General features: G+C 72.3%; 18 protein-coding genes. 6 read left to right on the top strand and 12 right to left on the bottom strand.

The window, feature by feature from the left end:
- Positions 1-147 precede the first annotated feature (147 nt).
- Positions 148-288: a hypothetical protein gene (locus ABZ664_RS37320; protein WP_362521576.1), complete on the bottom strand. Its 141-nt coding sequence runs from the start codon at positions 286-288 to the stop codon at positions 148-150.
- A 177-nt stretch (positions 289-465) separates the two neighbouring features.
- Positions 466-1,674, bottom strand: coding sequence for a LacI family DNA-binding transcriptional regulator (locus ABZ664_RS37315; protein WP_362521574.1), 1,209 nt, complete (start codon positions 1,672-1,674; stop codon positions 466-468).
- A 54-nt stretch (positions 1,675-1,728) separates the two neighbouring features.
- Here ABZ664_RS37315 and ABZ664_RS37310 point away from each other — a divergent pair, with 54 nt between their 5' ends.
- Positions 1,729-2,964 (top strand): MFS transporter, encoded by a 1,236-nt coding sequence (locus ABZ664_RS37310; RefSeq protein WP_362521572.1) that lies wholly within the window; start codon positions 1,729-1,731, stop codon positions 2,962-2,964.
- Positions 2,965-3,275: 311 nt separating this feature from the next.
- Here the strand turns inward: ABZ664_RS37310 and ABZ664_RS37305 are convergent, their stop codons facing one another.
- Both ABZ664_RS37305 and ABZ664_RS37300 read right to left on the bottom strand, forming a co-directional pair.
- Entirely contained in the window at positions 3,276-4,010 is a 735-nt protein-coding gene (locus tag ABZ664_RS37305) for an SDR family oxidoreductase (RefSeq protein ID WP_362521570.1), read from the bottom strand.
- On the bottom strand, positions 4,007-4,273 hold the full coding sequence (locus ABZ664_RS37300) for an Atu4866 domain-containing protein (RefSeq protein WP_362521568.1): 267 nt from the start codon (positions 4,271-4,273) through the stop codon (positions 4,007-4,009). The genes ABZ664_RS37305 and ABZ664_RS37300 overlap by 4 nt, the downstream gene beginning before the upstream one ends.
- A gap of 190 nt (positions 4,274-4,463) precedes the next feature.
- Here ABZ664_RS37300 and ABZ664_RS37295 point away from each other — a divergent pair, with 190 nt between their 5' ends.
- From ABZ664_RS37295 to ABZ664_RS37285, 3 genes are all read left to right on the top strand, one after another.
- The gene (locus ABZ664_RS37295; RefSeq protein ID WP_362521565.1) at positions 4,464-5,309 is read left to right on the top strand and encodes a helix-turn-helix transcriptional regulator; all 846 of its coding nucleotides are present in this window, start codon (positions 4,464-4,466) and stop codon (positions 5,307-5,309) included.
- Positions 5,310-5,510: 201 nt separating this feature from the next.
- Positions 5,511-6,728 carry an MFS transporter gene (locus ABZ664_RS37290; RefSeq protein WP_362521562.1) on the top strand — a complete coding sequence of 406 codons (1,218 nt, stop codon included), beginning with the start codon at positions 5,511-5,513 and terminating at the stop codon, positions 6,726-6,728.
- Positions 6,729-6,910: 182 nt separating this feature from the next.
- Positions 6,911-7,510 (top strand): dihydrofolate reductase family protein, encoded by a 600-nt coding sequence (locus ABZ664_RS37285; RefSeq protein WP_362521559.1) that lies wholly within the window; start codon positions 6,911-6,913, stop codon positions 7,508-7,510.
- Between the two features lie 43 nt (positions 7,511-7,553).
- Here ABZ664_RS37285 and ABZ664_RS37280 read toward each other — a convergent pair whose 3' ends face one another.
- The 8 genes from ABZ664_RS37280 to ABZ664_RS37245 form a co-directional block, all read right to left on the bottom strand.
- Positions 7,554-8,486 carry an acyl-ACP desaturase gene (locus ABZ664_RS37280; protein WP_362521556.1) on the bottom strand — a complete coding sequence of 311 codons (933 nt, stop codon included), beginning with the start codon at positions 8,484-8,486 and terminating at the stop codon, positions 7,554-7,556.
- A gap of 122 nt (positions 8,487-8,608) precedes the next feature.
- Positions 8,609-9,319 (bottom strand): DUF998 domain-containing protein, encoded by a 711-nt coding sequence (locus ABZ664_RS37275; RefSeq protein ID WP_362521553.1) that lies wholly within the window; start codon positions 9,317-9,319, stop codon positions 8,609-8,611.
- A gap of 118 nt (positions 9,320-9,437) precedes the next feature.
- A complete protein-coding gene (locus ABZ664_RS37270; protein WP_362521550.1) occupies positions 9,438-10,658 on the bottom strand; it encodes a glycosyltransferase in 1,221 nt (406 codons plus the stop codon).
- A gap of 22 nt (positions 10,659-10,680) precedes the next feature.
- Positions 10,681-11,499, bottom strand: a complete 819-nt coding sequence (locus ABZ664_RS37265; RefSeq protein ID WP_362521547.1) for a DMT family transporter — start codon at positions 11,497-11,499, stop codon at positions 10,681-10,683.
- A gap of 383 nt (positions 11,500-11,882) precedes the next feature.
- Positions 11,883-12,602 carry a DedA family protein gene (locus tag ABZ664_RS37260; protein ID WP_362521544.1) on the bottom strand — a complete coding sequence of 240 codons (720 nt, stop codon included), beginning with the start codon at positions 12,600-12,602 and terminating at the stop codon, positions 11,883-11,885.
- A gap of 103 nt (positions 12,603-12,705) precedes the next feature.
- Positions 12,706-13,179 carry a TspO/MBR family protein gene (locus ABZ664_RS37255; RefSeq protein WP_362521541.1) on the bottom strand — a complete coding sequence of 158 codons (474 nt, stop codon included), beginning with the start codon at positions 13,177-13,179 and terminating at the stop codon, positions 12,706-12,708.
- A 206-nt stretch (positions 13,180-13,385) separates the two neighbouring features.
- Complete coding sequence (locus ABZ664_RS37250; protein WP_362521538.1) at positions 13,386-14,075, bottom strand: response regulator transcription factor; 690 nt, start codon at positions 14,073-14,075, stop codon at positions 13,386-13,388.
- The gene (locus tag ABZ664_RS37245; RefSeq protein WP_362521535.1) at positions 14,057-15,265 is read right to left on the bottom strand and encodes a sensor domain-containing protein; all 1,209 of its coding nucleotides are present in this window, start codon (positions 15,263-15,265) and stop codon (positions 14,057-14,059) included. Before ABZ664_RS37245 ends, ABZ664_RS37250 begins: the two co-directional genes overlap by 19 nt.
- Before the next feature lie 112 nt (positions 15,266-15,377).
- Between ABZ664_RS37245 and ABZ664_RS37240 the strand changes: the two genes are divergently transcribed.
- Positions 15,378-16,250, top strand: coding sequence for an ABC transporter ATP-binding protein (locus ABZ664_RS37240; protein WP_362521532.1), 873 nt, complete (start codon positions 15,378-15,380; stop codon positions 16,248-16,250).
- The gene (locus ABZ664_RS37235; protein ID WP_362521529.1) at positions 16,244-18,637 is read left to right on the top strand and encodes an ABC transporter permease; all 2,394 of its coding nucleotides are present in this window, start codon (positions 16,244-16,246) and stop codon (positions 18,635-18,637) included. The genes ABZ664_RS37240 and ABZ664_RS37235 overlap by 7 nt, the downstream gene beginning before the upstream one ends.
- The last annotated feature ends 47 nt before the right edge of the window (positions 18,638-18,684 follow it).

Below are 18,684 nucleotides of genomic sequence, written 5' to 3'. Positions count from 1 at the left end.
ACCGCGAAGGTCGCGGAAGCGTCCTGTGCGTCACTACGGACAATTCATACAGAACCTCAATGAGGCCGCGAGATCAGCAGAATTCGGATATCGCGGGAATATCGCCCATATGTGAATTGATGTTGGTTCGATGGGCGGAGGGGGCCTCTAGACGTGGACCGAGACCTGTATCGGCTGGCCGGGGCGACGGCGTAGCCAGATCACTGTCGAGGCGGCCACCACGATGATCGTCAACGGTGCAAGAAATTTGATCATGTTCTGCTGCCTCTTGGCGGTGTGTTCGCCCACGATGACACTCCATCCTCGGAATCGTTGCGTGTTTCCGGGTTGTGAGGGTATCGGGCAAGAGGCGGGAAGGCCGGGAAATAAGAAAAATAGAAAAAACAGCTATCCCTACACGATGTCTACGTACCATTCCCACAGAGAAGCCATGTTTCCTGGGCTGCGCGAGGAGAAAAGTCCGTTTTAAGGTCGCCGGGTGGATTTGCGGCTGATCAGGTGCCAGGCGACGTCGGTGTCCCGGTCGGCCGGGGTGAGGTGGCCGAGGGCGGTGCGGGCGCAGCGGGCGCCCTGGTCGCGTAGGGACTGGGCGATCGTGGTGAGCCCGGCAGGGGCGGCGGCGGAGTCGTCCCAGCCGCTGAGGGTGAGGTCGCCGGGAACGGTGAGGCCCAGGCGGGTGGCGGCGCGCAGGACACCGAGGGCCAGTTCGTCGCTCATCGCGGCGATCGCGTCGCAGGCGTACGGGCCGGTGAGCAACTCGGCCGCGAGTGTCTCGGCCTCTCGTGCGCTGTTGGTGGAGCAGACCGCCACGCGGACCTGTGACCAGTCGCCGCCGGTCTCGGCCCAGGCGTCGCGGTAACCGCGCAGGCGCCTGCGGGTGACCCGGAAGGTCGAGGTGTCGGGGTCGATGCCCGCGGGCGCGTCGGCCGAGGTGGTTCGGGAGTCGGCGTCGGTGATGCCCGGAGTGCTGTCGGCGGTTCCGGAAGCGGTGCCGACGTTTTGGGGAGGCTCGCTCCCGGGAGCGTCGCTCGCTTCTGGAAGCACGCGACTACCGGGGGCGCCGAAGGCGACGCGGGAGACCCTCGCGCGGTCGAGGGGAAAGCTCAGCACTCCCGGGTGACGCGCTCCCGCGAAGACCTCGCGGCCCACGGCCGCCGCTGCGGCGCGGTCGTCGGCGGCGACGAAGGAGAGGCCGTCGCGGCGCGGGCCGCCGTGGACCACGGCGGGCAGGCCGGTGGCGGTGATGGCGTCGATGACGGGGTCGTCGTCGGCGGTCGTCCAGACCACGAAGGCGTCGACGGCGGCCTCGGTGACCCGGTCGACGTCGGAAGGGCTTCCCGTGACAGGTACGAGCGTGAGCGCCATGCCGTGATCGGCGCAGACCTGGGCGACACCGGACAGGAAACGAGTGGCCTGCGGGTCGTCGAAGGCGTAGGTGAGGTGCTCGCCGAGGACGACGCCCAGGTTGCCGGTCCTGCCGCTGCGCAGTGAGCGCGCGCCGGGATGCGGGCCGGGGTAGCCGAGGCGCTCGGCGGCCTCGCGGACCTTGGCCCGTGCCTCGTCGGAGACCCGGCCCGGTTGCCCGTAGGCGTACGAGACGGTCATCACCGACACGCCTGCCGCGCGGGCGACCTCGGCCATGGTCACCCTGCGTCGCGTTGTCCGTCCGCTCATGGTCCGAGGGTATCTGTGTATCGATACACAGCTGATTTGTGTATCGTTACACACATGGCAGGAGGAAAGGGCGGAGTTCGGGCACGTACCGCTTATGTGGGGTTCGCCGCGTTCGGTGCTTTCTGGGGGGTGTGGGGTGCCTCGGTGCCCGCGATCCGCGCCCAGGCCGAGCTCGGTGACGGGCAGTTGGGCACGGCGCTGTTGTTCGTGGGGGCGGGAGCGCTGCCCGCGATGCTCGTCACCGGGAGGGCGGTCGACCGCTGGGGGCTGCGGGTGGCCGCGTTCCTGCTGGTGACGCTCGGTGCGGTGGGGACGCTGGTGGCCGTGGCGGGGCGCGACTTCTGGAGCCTGTCGGCGGGGCTGGCGCTGCTCGGGGCCTCCTCGGGAGCGGCCGACGTCGCGATCAACGCGGCGGCGGCCTCGGCGGAGCGGGCGTCGGGCAGGCCGGTCATCACCCGCGCGCACGGCACCTTCTCCGCGATGGTGGTGGTCGGCAGCCTCTCCGCAGGGCTGCTGCTCGGCGGCCTGGGGGCGCCGGTCGTCGCGCCGTTCCTGCTGGTCGCGGCGGCCTCGGCCGGTGCGGCACTCGCCGTCGCGGCCGACCGGCGAACCGCCTCGAGCGCCGAGGATGTCGTCCCGGACGCGGCGGGGGCCGCCCGGGGGCGGCACGTCGTGCGCCTGTTCCCGTTGCTCGTGGTCGGTGGCCTGGGCGCGCTCGCCTTCGCGGTGGAGAACGCCCACCAGAGCTGGGGCGCGGTCTACCTCGCCGACGTGGCCGGCGCCGGCCCCGCGCTCGCCTCGGCAGGTCCCGCGGTCTTCGCCGCCGTCGTCGCCCTCACCCGCTTCGCCGCCGGCGCGTTCGGCTCCCGGTACGCCACGGTCATGCTGATCTCCGGCGCGGTGACGGCCGCGGCCGGAACCCTGCTGGTGTCCGGCGCGCGGTCCGTCCCCGTGGTCCTGCTCGGGCTCGCCCTGGCCGCGGCCGGTACGGTGGTGCTCTTCCCCACGCTGATGGGTGTCGTCGCGGCCCAGGTCGGCGAGGCCGCCCGGGGGAGGGCGACATCCGTGGTGGCCACCGTGGCCTACCTCGGCTTCCTCGCCGGTCCCGTCTACGTCGGGCGCTGGGCCGAGGCGACCGGCCTGTCAGGGGCGATGGTGGCCGTCGCCGCCCTCGCAGCCGCCCTCGCGGCCCTGTCCTGGCCCACACTGCGAACGGCCGTCCGCACCGGCTCCCCGTGGGAGCGCGATGACCTTCACCACGCGGAGAAGATCAGTGGTCGAACCCCATGACGCCCGTCTGGCCCCTGCCGATTCGCCTTCGCGGCCTGCGTACGAGGTTTCCCTGGTACCCGAGCGCTCGATGGAAAAGATCGTTTACTGCCGGTCGTCACTTTTGATCTGCCGAAGGGTTGCCTTTCGATCTGCCGAACGTCTGCCTTTCGATCTGCCGAACGTCTGCCTTTCGATCTGCCGGGATTTCAAGGCGACCGGATGGCGCTCGGAAGTTCGGCTCCGGTGCTGTCGTGCACCCCATCCCATCCGGCAGTCCGCCCGCCGGAGCCCGGTCGCCCGTTTCCGGATCAGGCTCCGGCGTGACGCCGTCACTGGGCGCCGGCGGCCGGGCGTATCACGATCTCGTTGACGTCGACCTCGGCGGGTCGGCTGATCGCGAAGGCGATGGCGTCCGCGATCGCCTCGGCCGGGATGGCCACCGACCGGTAGGTCCTCATGGCCTCGCGGGCCACCGGGTCCGAGATGGAGTCGGCGAGCTCGGACTCGGTGACGCCGGGGGAGACGACGCTCACCCGGATGTCGCCCGCGGACTCCTGGCGCAGCCCCTCGGAGATCGCGCGCACCGCGAACTTGGTGGCGCAGTACACCGCGGCGGTCGGCGACACCTCGTAGGCGCCGACGGAGGCGATGTTCACGAAGTGCCCGCCGCCCTGCTCCCGCATGACCGGCAGGGCGGCGGCGATGCCGTGCAGTACCCCGCGGACGTTCACGTCGATCATCCGGTCCCACTCGTCGACCTTCAGTTCCGCGAGCGGCGACAGCGGCATCACACCGGCGTTGTTGACCATCACGTCCAGCCGCCCGTACCGCTCCCGCGCGGCGGACACGAAGGCCCGCACGTCGGCGGCGTCGGTGACGTCCAGCCGCCGGAACGAGGCGCTGCCGCCGTCGGTGGTGATCTTCGCTGTCAGCTGTTCCAGCCGGTCCGTACGCCGCGCACCGAGGAGGAGGTGATGGCCGTCGGCGGCCAGGCGGAGGGCGGTCGCCTCGCCGATCCCGCTGCTCGCCCCGGTGACCGCGATGACCTTGGCCGATGCCCTCATGCCCGCTCCTTCTCCCGGTACAGCACGAGGTGCTCGTGGTAGAGCACACCGTCGCGGATGTCACCCGTGGCGGTGAACCCGGTGTCGTCGACGTAGTCCAGGTGGCCGCCGGTCACCGTGTACCGGCCGGTGTACGCGCTGCGTCGGCCGCCGCGTGCCTCGTCGTACCGGCCGTCCGCTCGTAGTTCCTGGCGGATGTGGCCGTCCGCGGTCACCCACATGCCGACCACGTCCACCTTCCCGTCATCGACGGTTCTCGTCATGCTCTTCTCCCGTACGTGGTGATCTGTCCTTCGGCACCGAGTCTGGGCCGGGTGCGGACCGCCAACCAGGACGCTCGCCGCCTGGGTGTGCCGCACCCGGGCGGCGAGCGCCCTCGCTGCGGCACACCCGGGCAGGTCCTGGGTGTGACACACCCGGGCAGGCAGTCGTCCGCCCGCCTAGCCTGGGGACATGGCCAACAACGAGCTGGGAGACTTTCTGCGCGCACGCCGTTCGGGCCTGCGGCCGGAAGACGTCGGCATGGTGACCTACGGGGTCCGCAGGGTCGCCGGACTGCGGCGCGAGGAGGTCGCCGTTCTGGCCGGTATGAACGCCGACTACTACACCCGCCTGGAACAGGGGCGCGAACGCCGTCCCTCCCCCCAGGTGCTCGACGCGCTCAGCCGTGCCCTGCACCTGGACGCCGACGCCCGCGCGCACCTGTACCGGCTGGCGGGCGCCGCGCCGGACGAGCGGCCGGGCCGGATCCCGGACACGGTCGGCCCCGCACTGCGCCAGCTGATGGACGGCTACCCGAACACTCCCGCGTTCGTCATCAACCGCACCCTGGACATCCTCGCCGCCAACGCGCTGGCCGACGCTCTGTTCTCGCCCTTCGAGCCCGCCGACAACCTGGCACGGATGGCCTTCCTCGACCCCGCCGGGCGGCACTTCTACACCCGCTGGAACTGGACCGCCCAGGCCACCGTGGCCAACCTGAGGCAGGCGGCCGGCTTCGACCCCGAGGATCCCCGGCTCCGCGAGCTCGTACGGACCCTGACCGAGCGGAGCGGTGAGTTCGCGGCCCTGTGGAGCGCGCACGACGTGCGGGGCAAGACCCGGGACGCGAAACATCTCATGCACCCGGACGTCGGCCCTCTGGTGCTTACCTATCAGGCCTTCGACGTGCGCGACGCGCCCGGCCAGCAACTGATCATCTACCATGCCGAACCCGGTGGTCCCAGTGCCCAGGCACTCACCCTGCTCGGCAGCATCGGCGCCTCCCGGCGGCAGTCCCTGGGCCGTTCGGCCGACTGACCCGGGACCCCGGCCGGAGAGAGGCCGGCTTCGAAAGATGGCGGTTCGTGGCATAAGGTGAATGATTGTCGCGTTCTGCAGGGGCGCACGCACTGACCGCTCGGCGGCCGCGAGAGCGGTATCACCCCGGTCGAAGCCCACCACCCCCGGTGGGCTCCCGAGCCGGGCGGAGCCTCCGTCTGGATGTTGGACGGAGATCTGTTGAAGTCGTACCTCGCCGTGCTCAGTACGCCCGGAGCCTGGCGGTTCCTGCTCCCCGCCTTCGCCGCGCGCCTGCCGAACGCGATGCTCCAGCTCGGCGTGCTGCTGCTCGTGCACTGGTCCACCGGCTCCTACGGCGTGGCCGGGGTGGCCGCCGCGGTGGCCGCGGTGGCGCCCGCGTTGGTCGGCCCGCGGACCGGGCGGCTCGCCGACAGGTACGGCCAGGCGAGGGTGCTGGTCCCGCAGGTCGTCGTGCACGCGGTCGCGCTGGGCGCCCTGCTGGTGCTCGCCTCGGCGCACGCCTCGGCGGTCTCGCTGGTGGTCGTCTCGGCGCTGGCGGGGGCGACGATGCCGCAGGTCGGCTCGATGGTCCGCGCCCGCTGGGCGTACGTGCTCGGCAGGTCGGGCAGGCTGGACACCGCCTTCGCCCTCGAATCCATCACCGACGAGTTGACCTTCACCCTCGCTCCGGTGCTGCTCGTGGCGATCTCGACCGGGTTCTCGCCGGTGTGGGCGCTGTCGGGGGCGCTGGTCATGGTCGTGGTGGGGACGCTCGTGTTCGCGGGGGTGCGTGGGGGTGCCCCGGAGCCGATGCCGGTCCGGGTCCGTTCCCGGCACGGGGTGCTGCGGCTGCGCGGGGTGGCCGTGCTCGCGGGGGCCTTCGTCGCCCTCGGCACCGTCTTCGGCAGCCTCCAGGTCGGCGTCACCTCCTACACCGCGGCGCTCGGCCAGGCCGGTGCCGCAGGGCCGGTGTACGCGAGCTTCTCCGGCGCGAGTTTCGTCGGCGGCGTCCTCTACGGCGTGGTCCGCTGGCGGATCGGCGCCCCGGCCAGGCTGGCCGCCGCCCTCGGGCTGCTCTCCGCGGCCACCGTCGCCCTGACGCTCGCCGGATCGATCCCGCCGCTGTACGCCGGAGCCGCCGTGGCCGGGTTCGTCATCGCCCCGGCCGTCATTACCGGCTACACCCTGGTCGAGGGCCTCGTACCCGCCGAGGTGAGGACCGAGACGTTCACCTGGCTCAACGGCTCCGTGGGCATGGGCATCGCGGCGGGAGCGGCCGTCGCGGGCCAGCTCGTGGACCGCTTCGGCGCGACGTTCGCCTTCCTCGTCCCCCCGGTCACGACCGGCCTGGCCGCCCTGCTCGTGCTGGTCCTCCTGCGCAGCCTGCGGCCGACGGCCGACCGCTCCCCGGCCCGCGAGCTGGTCTCCGCGGCCTGAACCGGCCGGTGAGGAGGCTTGAGTCTGAGCGAGTACGCGTAGCCGCCTCGGCCGCGCCATCGATCGCACAACCCGAACGCGTCGACTCGCACCCCACCTCCGAAGTGGTTGCAATCTGCTACCGGTTTGGCCTAGCGTTCGCCTACCGATTGCAAATCGCAAGCAGATGCGGGAGGCGAAGAATGGGCGACACCGAGCCGCAGACCGCGGGCGGGAAGGTGCTCTGGCACTTCACGATGTCCCTGGACGGATTCGTGGCGGGACCGAACCACGAGATGGACTGGATGATGACCGGGATCTCGTTCCGTCCTGACCTGGTCGAGGAGTATGTCCAGACCACGGGCGCCGTGCTGGGAGGGCGGGACGGCTGGGACGCCTTCCCGGACACCGGCAACACATACGGCGGTGCCTGGAAAGGGGCGACCTTCGTGCTCACCCATCACCCCGAGGACGCCGAGCCGGCCGACGGGGTCACGTTCCTGAGCTGCGACCTGGCCGAGGCGGTCCGGATCGGGCTGGCGGCGGCCGGCGGTAAGAACCTCGAGGTGCTCTCGCCGACCGTCGGCCGTCAGCTTCTCGAACTCGGCCTGATCGACGAGATCGACCTGCACATCGCGCCGGTCCTGCTCGGCGAGGGCATCCGGCTGTACGACAACCCCGGCGGTGAGCCGGTACGCCTTCACCGGGTGGGCGAGGGCGACCCCACGTCGGTCGTGAACGTGCGGTACCGGCCCACCGTGACGGCGAAGAAGGCCGCGGTCGAGAGCGTCCCGGGCAACTGAGCGACGCTGGTCGATGCCGGGGGTATGCCGACCGGGCGGGGGATCAGGCGCCGGCGGCCTGGCGGGCGCGGCGGGCCTCGCGGCGCTCGACGAAGCGGGAGGCGGTGGTCTCCAGCCGGTCGAGGAAGTCGTAGAGCTCCTCGCGGGCCTTCTCGCCCTCGGCGCCGAGGCCCTTTATGTTGGCCACGTCCCACTGGCGCAGGACCGGCTGCAGGACGTCGTCGATGTGCAGGCGCAGGTCGTAGATCCCGGCGTTGGCGATGGTCATCGCCTTGCGGGTGAAGCCCTCGATGCCGGTTCCCGGCATCTGGAAGGTGGTGACGACGTCGGTCACGGCGCGCATGGTCTGGTCGGGGGTGAGCTGGAAGGCCGCGTTGAGCAGGTTGCGGTAGAAGAGCATGTGCAGGTTCTCGTCGGCGGCGATCCTGGCGAGCAGCCGCTCGCAGTTCGGGTCCTCGGAGGCCTTGCCGGTGTTGCGGTGCGAGATGCGGGTGGCCAGCTCCTGGAAGGAGACGTACGCCACCGAGGCGAGCACGCCCTCGTAGGAGTTGGTGAAGCCCTCGCTCATGTGCACCATCCGGGCACGCTCCAGCGCGACCGGGTCGACCGCGCGGGTGACCGTGAGGTAGTCGCGGATCGCGGTGCCGTGGCGTCCCTCCTCGGCGGTCCAGCGGTGCACCCAGGTGCCCCACGCCGCGTCGCGGCCCAGGGTGGTGGCGATCTCGTGGTGGTAGCTGGGGAGGTTGTCCTCGGTCAGCAGGTTGACGATGAGGGAGATGCGGGCTTCCTCGGGGATCTTGGTGTCGGTCTCGACCCAGGCGTCCCCGCCGTAGAGGCCGTCGTAGTTTCGCCCCTCCGACCAGGGAACGTACTCGTGCGGGAACCACTCCTTGGCCACCTTGTGGTGCCGGTCCAGCTCCCCTGCGACGACAGGCTCAAGTTCGAGCAGCAGCTCGGTCTCACTGAACTCTCGCATCAGGTTTCTCCCTCGAAGACTACGGAACCGTAACCTACGTTAGCGTAGGTAAGACCGTAAGCGGTACGTGCCACATGTCTCGTTTACTCGATCATGAGCGATTCAAGGGAGCCGCTTCGCCGTCAGCCGAGACCGATCGGCTCGCGAGGATGGCGGGTGTCTTCAGGGCCGGGCTGAGCGGGAATCGCCAGGTCCTGCGCCCGTGCGGCCGGCCGGTGAGCGGGCGCGTCGTCGCGGTGACCCGCCCAGAGGGCGGCCATCAGGATCAGCGCCGTCTGGGAGAGCACCAGCAGGCGTTGCGCCAGGCCGTAGTGGTCGGCGCCCTCGATCAGCTCTGAGACGAGCGAGCCCGGATGGGCGGCGAGGAACCAGGCGAGGAGCACCGTCGAGAAGACGGAGACCGCCGCCAGGGGGCCGTTCCCCGACCGGCGGCCGAGCATCCACCCCGCGCAGGGCAGCGCGGTGAAGACCACGGCCGCCGACCAGCGATGAATCTCCCCGGCGACCGAGACGACGCCGGGCGCCGCGTCGGTGGGGAACGCGGCGGTGAGCAGGAGTCCCAGCGCCGAGGCGACGAACAGCGCCCGCGCCGCGGCGCCGCGCACCGGCTCCACCCGGGCGAGCAGGTACGCGACCCAGAGACAGCCCATGGCCAGAGCGATCGTGCCGCCCACCATCGCCCAGGCGCTGCCGTCACGCAGCGCGTAGTCGCTGATCAGGCCACCCATCGGGTTCACCGTGTCCGCCGCGACCAGGTGCGCGTAGCCCATCGCCGCCAGGGCGACCAGCGGCCCGGCCACACCCGGCCAGACGGACGGTGGGCGCTCGTTCACCGCCTCACCCCCGGGCGGATCGTCTCGGAGTCCGTCACGCGGCCTTCCTGAAATCCGAACGTGAAGTTCGTCGCGGCGTCTCCCCGCGGACCGCCTCCGAGAGCGATCGCCCCGGACCTCATCGCGCCACCTCCTGGTAGATCCTCTCGAACCGGGCGAGGGAGGCCTGGTGGTCGTGGGTCAGCGCGATGGAACGGCTCGCGGCGCCCATCGTGGCCCGCTCCCGGGGTGAGACGAGCAGGGCGGTCAGGTGTCCGGCCAGTTCCCGGACGTCGCCGGGCTGGAACAGGTGACCGTTCTCACCGGGCCGTACCAGGTGCGGCAGGGCCATCGCGTCCGCGGCGACGACCGGCAGGCCGCTGGCCATCGCCTCCAGCGTGGCGATGCTCTGCAGTTCCGCGACGCCCGGCATGGTGAAGACGTCGCCTGCGGCGTACACCTGGGGCAGCGTCTCGTCGGGCACGAACCCGAGGAAGGACACCCGGTCCCCGACCCCGATCCGGTCGGCGAGCCTGGCGAGCGCGGCCCGCTGCCCTCCGGTGCCCGCCAGCGCGATCTGCGCGTCGACGTTGTCGAGCACGTGCGGCAGGGCGTGGATGAGCTCGTCCAGCCGCTTCTCCTCGTCCAGCCGGCCGACGAACAAGATCGTGTCCCGGTCGGGCAGGCCGAAGGCCCCGCGGGCCCACGCCTTCGGCTCGGGGCGCGGCTGGAACCTCGCCAGGTCGATGCCGCAGGAGATGGGCTCCACCGGCGGGCCGAAACCCTTGGCCGTGAGCAGCCCGGCCGCGATCCGGGTGGGCGTGGTGACGCGGTCGGCCCTGGAGTAGACGCGGTTGAAGTCCCTCCAGGCCAGCGCCCCCGCCCCCTCGCGGAGGCGGCCGGGGATGTGCGCGAACTGGAAGAGGTTGTCCGGCATGAAGTGGTTGGTCGCCACGACGGGGACGCCCGCGCGCCGGGAGGCGGAGATCGCCGCGCGGCCGACGACGAAGTGCGCCTGCACGTGGACGACGTCCGGGGCGATCCTGTCGATCAGCCGGTCCAGCCGGGTCGGCACCGTGACCCGCATGGTCGGGTGGACCAGCACCGGCGCCGAGCGCAGCCTGTGCACGGTCACCCCGTCCAGGTGCTCGGTCCTGGCCGGTCCCTCGTCCGAGGCGCACACCACGTGGACCTCGTTCCCCCGCTCGGCCAGTCCCTGGGCGAGCCGGTGGGCGAAGTAGGCGGCACCGTTCACGTCCGGCGGGTAGGTGTCGGCCCCGATCAGCACCCGGCGGGGCCGGGTGGGCAGGAGGGTGGGGCCCGGTATCGAGGGCTGCAGGGTGGTGGCTGACATGGCCATCAAGGCTCCGTTCGTCGTGCTGTCACGTCATGTGGGGGGACATCGGGGTGGTACGGGCCAGCGCGACGGTTCCGCCTGCGACGAGGGCGGCGGCCACCAGGGCGGTGAGCGCGCTCGCCGCGCCCGTCGGCAGGGGTTCGCCGAGCAGGAGGGCGCCGAAGGCGACGGCGGTGAGGGGGTCGGCCACCTGCAGGGCGGCGAACGCCACGCCGAAGTGGCCGACGGCGTAGGCGCGTTGGAGCAGTACCAGCGCGATCAGGGCCGGCATCGGGACGGCGAGCAGGAACCAGAACTCCCAGTCACCGTCGACCAGGACGCGGGTGAGCGTGGCGGTCGCGCCGTACAGCACGCCCGCCCCCACGGCGAGCAGACAGGCCCGCGCGGCGGGGGAGACCCGCCTGGCGAGGGCCCACAGCATCAGGGCGGCGGTGGCCGCCCCCGCGAGCAGGGCCACCGCCTCCCCGGTGCTGAGGTGGGGTTTGCCCGCGTGCTCGGGCACGACCATCACCAGGCCGATCAGCCCGACGGCGATCACCGCGGCCGAGGCCAGCTCGCCGACCCGTGGCCTGCGGTGTCGCAGGGCCGCGGCGCAGGGCAGGGCGAACAGGAGGCTGGCCACGCCCAGCGGCTGCACCAGCGTGAGCGGGCCGTATTTCAGCGCGACGATGTGCAGGGCCGTGCCGCCCGCGATGGCCAGGCCGCCGATCAGCCACCGGGGTCGCCTGGCGAGACGGCCAAGGCCGGCGTGGGGCGTGCCCGCCGCCTCGAACTGCTGCAGCGCGGCACCGAGTGCGAAGAACAGGGATCCCAGCAACGCCAGGCCGACCGCCAGCACAGTCATGCGCACTCCTCCCAAGCAGATGAAGCCATGGCGAGATGACCGGATCACCTCGTGGAGGCGTCCGTTGAGGGGTTTGTGGTGAACAGTCGAAGCGTCCCGCGAGGGCGGGCAGCGGAGCCATAGGGGTTCTCCCTGACTTCGCAGGGGATTCCCCGGGATTCGCGTCGGGGCCGTCGCCCCGCGGGCCTCTCCTGAGCGGGCTCGACCAGGCGGGGAGCGCCTCCCTCACCGCCGAAGTCGCCGAACCCGCCCCCGCCCCGTCCCCGTCCCCGTCCCCGTCCCCGAACCCGAACCCGTCCCCGTCCCCGTCCCCGAGGCCGAACCCGGCCCCGAACCCGAGGCCGACGTCGCCGACGGCGTCCTCGTGTCCGGACGCCTCCGCGTCAGGCGGCCGCGCCGCCGCGCCGCTCACCCGAGGTGAGCGGCGCACTCTCCACGCGCGGCGCGGTACGGCGGTGGCGGAGGTGGCGGACGACCTCGACCACGACGGTGATCGTCAGGGCGATGCCGAGACCGAGGAGCAGACCCTTGATCGGGTCGTTCTCGAAGGCCGCGCCGCCCACGTAGCCGATCAGTCCCGAGTAGATCGCCCAGCTCCCCGCGGCGAGGGCGTCGAAGAGGGCGAACGAGCGCCGGGGATAGGCGACCGCGCCCATCGTCAGGGTGCAGGCGGTCCGGCCGCCGGGGATGTAGCGGGCCACCACGAGGACGAGCCCGCCCCGCTCGGCCAGCGCCCTCTCCGCCCAGGCGAACGCCCGGCGGCTGCGCCTGCCGTTGCGCAGCCGGTCGTTGGTGGTACGCCCGATGGCGTACGAGACGTGGTCGCCCACGAACGCGCCCAGCGCGGCCACCACGATCACCAGGAGCAGGTCGGGCGCCCCGGTGGCGGCGGCGAACACCCCGGCGGTGATGACGGACGTCTCCGCCGGGACCACGGGAAAGAACCCGTCGAGCATCGCCAGCGCGAACAGCGCCAGGTAGATCCAGGGAGATGTCATCACATCGTGCAGGGCGTCGAGGATGGCCTGTGTCACGTCGGGCTCCAGCCGGGGGGTCGCGGATGTCTCACCCAGCAGGCTGACGGCCCACCACCCCCCGGACATCGGGGAGCGCCCCGGGGTTCTTCACCGCACATCCCTGAAGAACACCGGGGTCCGTCTCACCGCCCCTGAGGAACCGCCCCTGAGAAGCCCTCGGGTAGGGGACTCAGTTGAGCTGCCAGATGGCGAAGTTCAGCGAGGCCGCGTACGTCACCCAGAGCAGGTAGGGCACGAGCAGCCAGGCGGCCGGGCGGCTGATCCGCCGGAACATCGCGATGTTGAGCGCGATCGCGAGCCAGAGGACGACGATCTCCGCGAACGCGAGTCCGTACTGCCCGGCGCCGAAGAACAGCGGCGTCCAGGCCATGTTGAGGACCAGCTGGACCGCGTAGACGCCGAGCGCCGGGGTGAGGCCGCCCGCCGACCAGGCGAGCCAGCCGGACAGGGCGATCATGATGTACAGGACCGTCCAGGCCGGGCCGAACAGCCACTGCGGCGGCGCCCACGGCGGCCGTTCCAGCGACAGGTACTCACCACCCGCGTTGACGGCCGCCAGCGAGCCCACCACCGCCACCAGCACGAGCGCGACGACGAATACCGGCAGGCCGGCCCAGCGTTTCGGTTGCTGTGTGATGACCATAGAAACCCCCTGCCCTCTTCTTCGTGGAACTACCGCGCGGTGGTTTCCCCGTACGGGGGAGCGGGGTTCGATCGACATGAGGCGTGAGGCATGGAAAGCGCCTTCCGGGGGGCGTCCCCCGAGCGCACCGGCCGGGCGGGGCAGCGGGGCCACGCGCCGCTCGTGGTGGGGCCCCCGAGCTCACCGGCCGGATCGAGGAGGCGCGATCAGCGCCGGAGCGGTCGCTCCGCCTCCGGTCCGTCCGGCCGGCCCCGTAGATAGGCGAGGACGGCGAGGACGCGGCGGTGGTCGTCCTGCGCGACGGGCAGGTCGAGCTTGGTGAGGATGCCGGCGATGTGCTTGGACACCGCCGCCTCGGTGACCACCAGAGCGCGGGCGATGGCGGCGTTGGAGCGGCCCTCCGCGACCAGGCCGAGGACCTCCCGCTCGCGTGGGGTGAGCCGGGACAGCGGCCCGCGCCGGAGGCTGAGCAGTTGCCGCACCACCTCCGGGTCCACGACCGTGTGTCCCTCGGCGACCCGCTCCACCGCGTCCACGAACTCCCGCACCTCGCCGATCCTGTCCTTCAGCAGGTAGCCGATTCCCGCGCCGCCGTCGGAGTCGAGCAGCTCGGCCGCGTAAGTCTGCTCGACGTACTGGCTGAGCACCAGGACGGCGAGCCCGGGGTGGGAGGCGCGCAGCGCGAGCGCGGCGCGCAGTCCCTCGTCGGTGAAGTCGGGCGGCATGCGCACGTCGACGACGACGATGTCGGATTCGTGCTCGGACACGGCGGCGATCAGCGCCTCGCCGTCGCCGACCGAGGCGACGACCTCGTGGCCGAACCGGTCGAGGAGCCCGGCGAGCCCTTCGCGGAGCAGTACGCCGTCCTCGGCGAGGACTATCCGGAGACGGGACACGGGATCTCCACACGCAGCGACGTCGGCCCGCCGGGCGGGCTGGACAGGGTCATCACGCCGTCGGTCACGGCGACCCGGTCGGCGAGGCCGATAAGCCCCGACCCGGCCGCCGGGTCGGCGCCTCCCACCCCGTCGTCGCCGATCTCCAGCACCAGCGTGCCGTCGTGGAGCCGGCCGTACACGAAACCGCGCCGGGCCAGGCTGTGCTTGGCGAGGTTGGTGAGCGCCTCCGACACGACGTAGTAGGCGGTCACCTCGATCGGGGACGGCAAGCGGCAGGGCAGCGAGACGTCGACGTGGACGGGGACGGGGGAGCGGCCCGCCACATCGCGTACCGCCGCGCCCAGCCCTCGGTCGGTGAGCACCTGGGGATGGACGCCCCGGATCAGCTCGCGCAGCTCGGCGAGGGCGCGTTTGGCCTCCTCGTGCGCCTCGACGATCTGCGCCTCGGCGGGCGATCCCGGCGGAAGGTCGAGCCGGGCGAGGCCGAGCCTCATGCTGAGGGACACCAGTCGTTGCTGGGCGCCGTCGTGCAGGTCGCGCTCGATCCGGCGGCGTTCGGCCTCGAACGCGTCGACGAGCCGGGCGCGAGAGCGGATGATCTCCGTGTGGTCCGGCGCGAGGAGGGCCCGCGCGATCAGGGCCCGGGTGCCCGCCCACGCGGCCATCATGTAGGCGAAGAGCGGGAACAGCAGCAGCCCGGCGACGAACAGCGGCACGCCGTCCAGCGGGTCCATGCTCGGCTGGAACGGCCCCGACATCAACAGCAGCGGCAGCCAGAGCGCCGACGAGACCAGTCCCAGGTCCATCAGCCACATCACGGACACCGCGACGACCGTGAACCCGAGTTCCCGCCAGGTCGCCTGCTCGCGCAGGCGGGTGGTGATCCAGGCCCACGGACCTGGGCGCGGCGGCCTCAGGTGCGGGTCGGGCACGGGCGCGCCGTCCACCAACCGGAGCCGCCATCGTTCGAACGCCGCCGACGGCAGGGTGAGCACGATCACGGCGATCAGCCCGGCCACGCTCGCGATCCCGACGCCGTAGGCGTAGGCCGCGTAGATCATCACGCACGCGGCCACCGCGTGGATCGCGCTGCACAGCAGGTAGGCGAGCGAACGCCAGGGCCACGAGGAGCGGAGGAACACCGACGGCCTGCGGGTCATCGCCGCCAGGGCAGTACGGGCGAACATCCCCCCGACGTTAACCGATCCGGGGGCGCGGGCGCGGTAGTGCCAGGTCTACCCTCACCTCTCGCCCCTGCGCCAATGCGCCGGAACGGCATGGGCGGCTTTGCTGAATGGCATGCATCCGACAGACACCCCGGACGGCCCGGACCGCACGCATCCGACGGACACCCCGGACGGCCCAGAATGCACGCACCCGAAGGAGCCCATCGGCGGCCGGGACCGCGCGCACAGGAAAGGGGCCGGTGCCGATCACCGGGAGACCGTGCGGCTGCGGGCGGTGCGCCGGTCGTACGGCACGGCAGACCACCGGGTGAGGGCCCTCGACGGGGTGACGGCGAGCTTCCACGCGGGCACGCTGACGGCGATCATGGGTCCTTCCGGATCCGGCAAGTCCACCCTGCTGCACTGCGCGGCGGGCCTGGACCGGCCGACCGACGGCACGGTCGTGATCGAGGACACCGACCTCGGCTCGCTGAGCGAGAACGGCCTCACCCTGCTGCGCCGCGAGCGGGTGGGGTTCGTCTTCCAGGCGTTCAACCTGGTGTCCGCGCTCACCGCCGAGCAGAACGTCGCGTTGCCGCTGCGTCTGGCCCGCCGCGCGGCCCCGCCCGGCCTGATCCGGGCGGCGCTGGCGGAGGTCGGCCTCGCGGACCGGGCGGGGCACCGGCCAAGCGGTCTGTCCGGCGGCGAGCAGCAGCGTGTGGCCATCGCGCGGGCGCTGATCACCAGGCCCGCCGTGGTGTTCGCCGACGAGCCGACCGGCCAGCTCGACACCAGGGTGTCGCACCAGGTCCTCGGCATGCTGCGCGGGCTCGTCGACGACCACGAACAGACAATGATCATGGTGACGCATGATCCGGTGACGGCCTCCTACGCCGACCGGGTGCTCTTCCTCGCCGACGGGCGCGTGGTGGACGAGTACACCGGAACCGTCACCGCCGAGCTCGTCGCCGCCCGGATGGCCGCACTGGAGGCCGTGCCGTGCTGACCTTCGCGACATTGCGGGAGCGGTGGCACTCCTTCGCCGGGGGGTTCGTCGTGCTGTTCCTCGGCATGACGATGGTGTCGATGAGCGTCCTCGCCCTCACCTCGGCCGGGGCGAGGGTGCCCGACCGGCTGGCGGGGACGCCCGTGTTCGTCTCGGTGCCGACGATCGAGCGGGGCGACGGTAACTTCGCCCCGGATCGTCCCTGGTCGCCGGAGACGGTCGCGTCGCTGCGGGAACGGCTGGGCGCGATCCCCGGGGTGGCGCACGCCATACCGGATCGGATGTTCTACGCACAGCCGGTCATCGACGGCAGGCCGGTGCCGGGTGACCGGGGGTACGCGTGGTCGGCGGCGACGCTGGCGCCGTACACACTGACGGCGGGTGCCGCGCCGAGGGAGGGCGAGGTGGCGCTGGACCGGACGCTGGGGCTCGCGCCGGGGGCGCGGGTACGGGTGCTGACCGCGCACGGGCCGGTGACGTACACGGTGTCCGGCACGGTGAACGGGCCAGGCGTGTACCTGAGCGACACCGAGGCGGCCCGCGTATCGGCGGGGGTGCGCGCGATCGGCCTGGTCACGAAGCCGGGGGCGGACGTCGCCGCGGTCGCCGCGACCGCACGGACGGTGGCCGGCGCGTCCGGTGTGGTGCGCACGGGGGAGGGGCGCGACGTCCTGGAGACGAGGGAACACGAGCGGACCCGCTGGATCGGCCTGCAGGTGCTCACCGGGATGGCCACGCTGTCGGTGTTCGTGTCGATCCTGGTCGTGGGCTCGACGTTCGCGGTGGGGGTGGCGCAGCGGCGCCGCGAGTTCGGCCTGCTGCGCGCCGTCGGCGCGACGCCGCGCCAGGTGCGGAGGATGGTGTACGGCGAGGCGCTGGTGGTCGGCGTGATCGCGACGGCGGCGGGGGTGGCGGCCGGAGCCTCGCTCGCTCCCGTACTGGGGGACGTGCTGATCACGGCCGGGTTCGAACCACCGGGCTTCGCGGTGCGATCGTCGGCGCCGCCGCTCGCGGGCTCGTTCGCGATGGGAGTGGTCGTCACGCTGGCGGGGGTGTGGTCGGCGTCCGGACGGGCCGCGCGTGTACGTCCGCTGGAGGCGTTGCGCGAGGCCGAGGTGGACGACCGGCCGATGCCGCGCGCGCGGTGGATCGCCGGGGCGGCGTGCTGCGCGCTGGGACTGGCGGCCGCGGTCGACGCGTGGGGTTCTGACGGCTCGGAGGCGTTCGCGCTGTCTGGCCTGGTCGCGGCGATGGGGGTGATCGCGGGGCTCGCGCTGCTCTCTCCCGCGGTCGTGCCGCCGGTGGCGCGGCTGGTGTCGTGGCCGCTCGCCCGAGGCCGGGGCGCGACCGGGACGCTCGTCAGGGAGAACGCGCTGACCGCGGTCCGCCGCACCGCGGCCACGGCCACCCCGGTACTGGTCACGGTGGGCTGCGCGATCCTGATCACGGGAATGGTGCAGACGACGGCCGCGGCGTTCGCCGAGGTGCGCGCCACCACGATCCGGGCGGACGCGGTGATCGTGCCGGACGGCACGCCGGGGCTCACGGACACGGCGGCGTCGGCGTCGGGCGCACGATCGTCCCTGTTCGGCGCTCTGTTCGAACCGGACGGCGGTGTCCTGAGCGCGATCGGCGCCACCCCGGAACTCCTGGAGTCGGCGGGTGACGTCCAGGTGGTGTCCGGCTCGCTCGACGCGCTCAGGGACGCTGACCGGGTGCTCGTGGCGGATTGGCTGGCCGAGGATCGGGGGCTGCGGCCGGGCTCGCCGCTGCCGGTGTCGTTCGAGGACGGCACCTCGGCGTCACCGACGGTGGGGGGCGTGATCCGGGGGGCGGACGCCGACGTCCTGCTGTCCCGCGAACTGTTCAGAAGGCACGACGCGACGACCCTCGCCAAGGAGGCGTACGTCGCCGGTGCCCCGGCGCCGCCAGGTCCGGGGGCACGCGCGGTGGACGTCCGCACCTATTCGGCGGAGGCGGACGCCGAGGAGGACCGGCTGGTGTGGATCGCGACCGTGCTCCTCGTCGTGGTGTCCACGGCCTACGCGGGCGTGGCGATCGTGAACACGATGGTGATGTCGGCGGCCGGGCGCGTCCGCGACCTCGCGGTGCTGCGCCTGTCGGGCGCGACGGGACGGCAGGTGCTCGGGACGGTGGCCGCCGAGTCGGCGCTCGTGGTGCTGCTCGGCGCGGGACTGGGGCTCGTGGTGGCGTTGCCCGCGCTGCTGGGAATGCGAGGCGCCCTCGCCACGGCGATGCACGCGGACGTCCCCCTCGTGGTGCCGTGGCCGCTCATCCTGGGGGTGATCGCCGCCTGCCTGGCCCTCGCCGTCTGCGCCGCCGTACTCGCCGCCCGCCCCGCCGTACGGCTCCAGGCGAGGCGCTGACCGCTCCGGACGCTCCGAACACCGGGGGACCGCGCCGGACGCCCGGA

This window comes from Streptosporangium sp. NPDC006930 (assembly GCF_040635605.1).
Lineage (GTDB): Bacteria > Actinomycetota > Actinomycetes > Streptosporangiales > Streptosporangiaceae > Streptosporangium.
The sequence above is the reverse complement of the archived record's forward strand: the minus strand, read 5'-3'. Positions and strand labels throughout refer to the sequence as shown.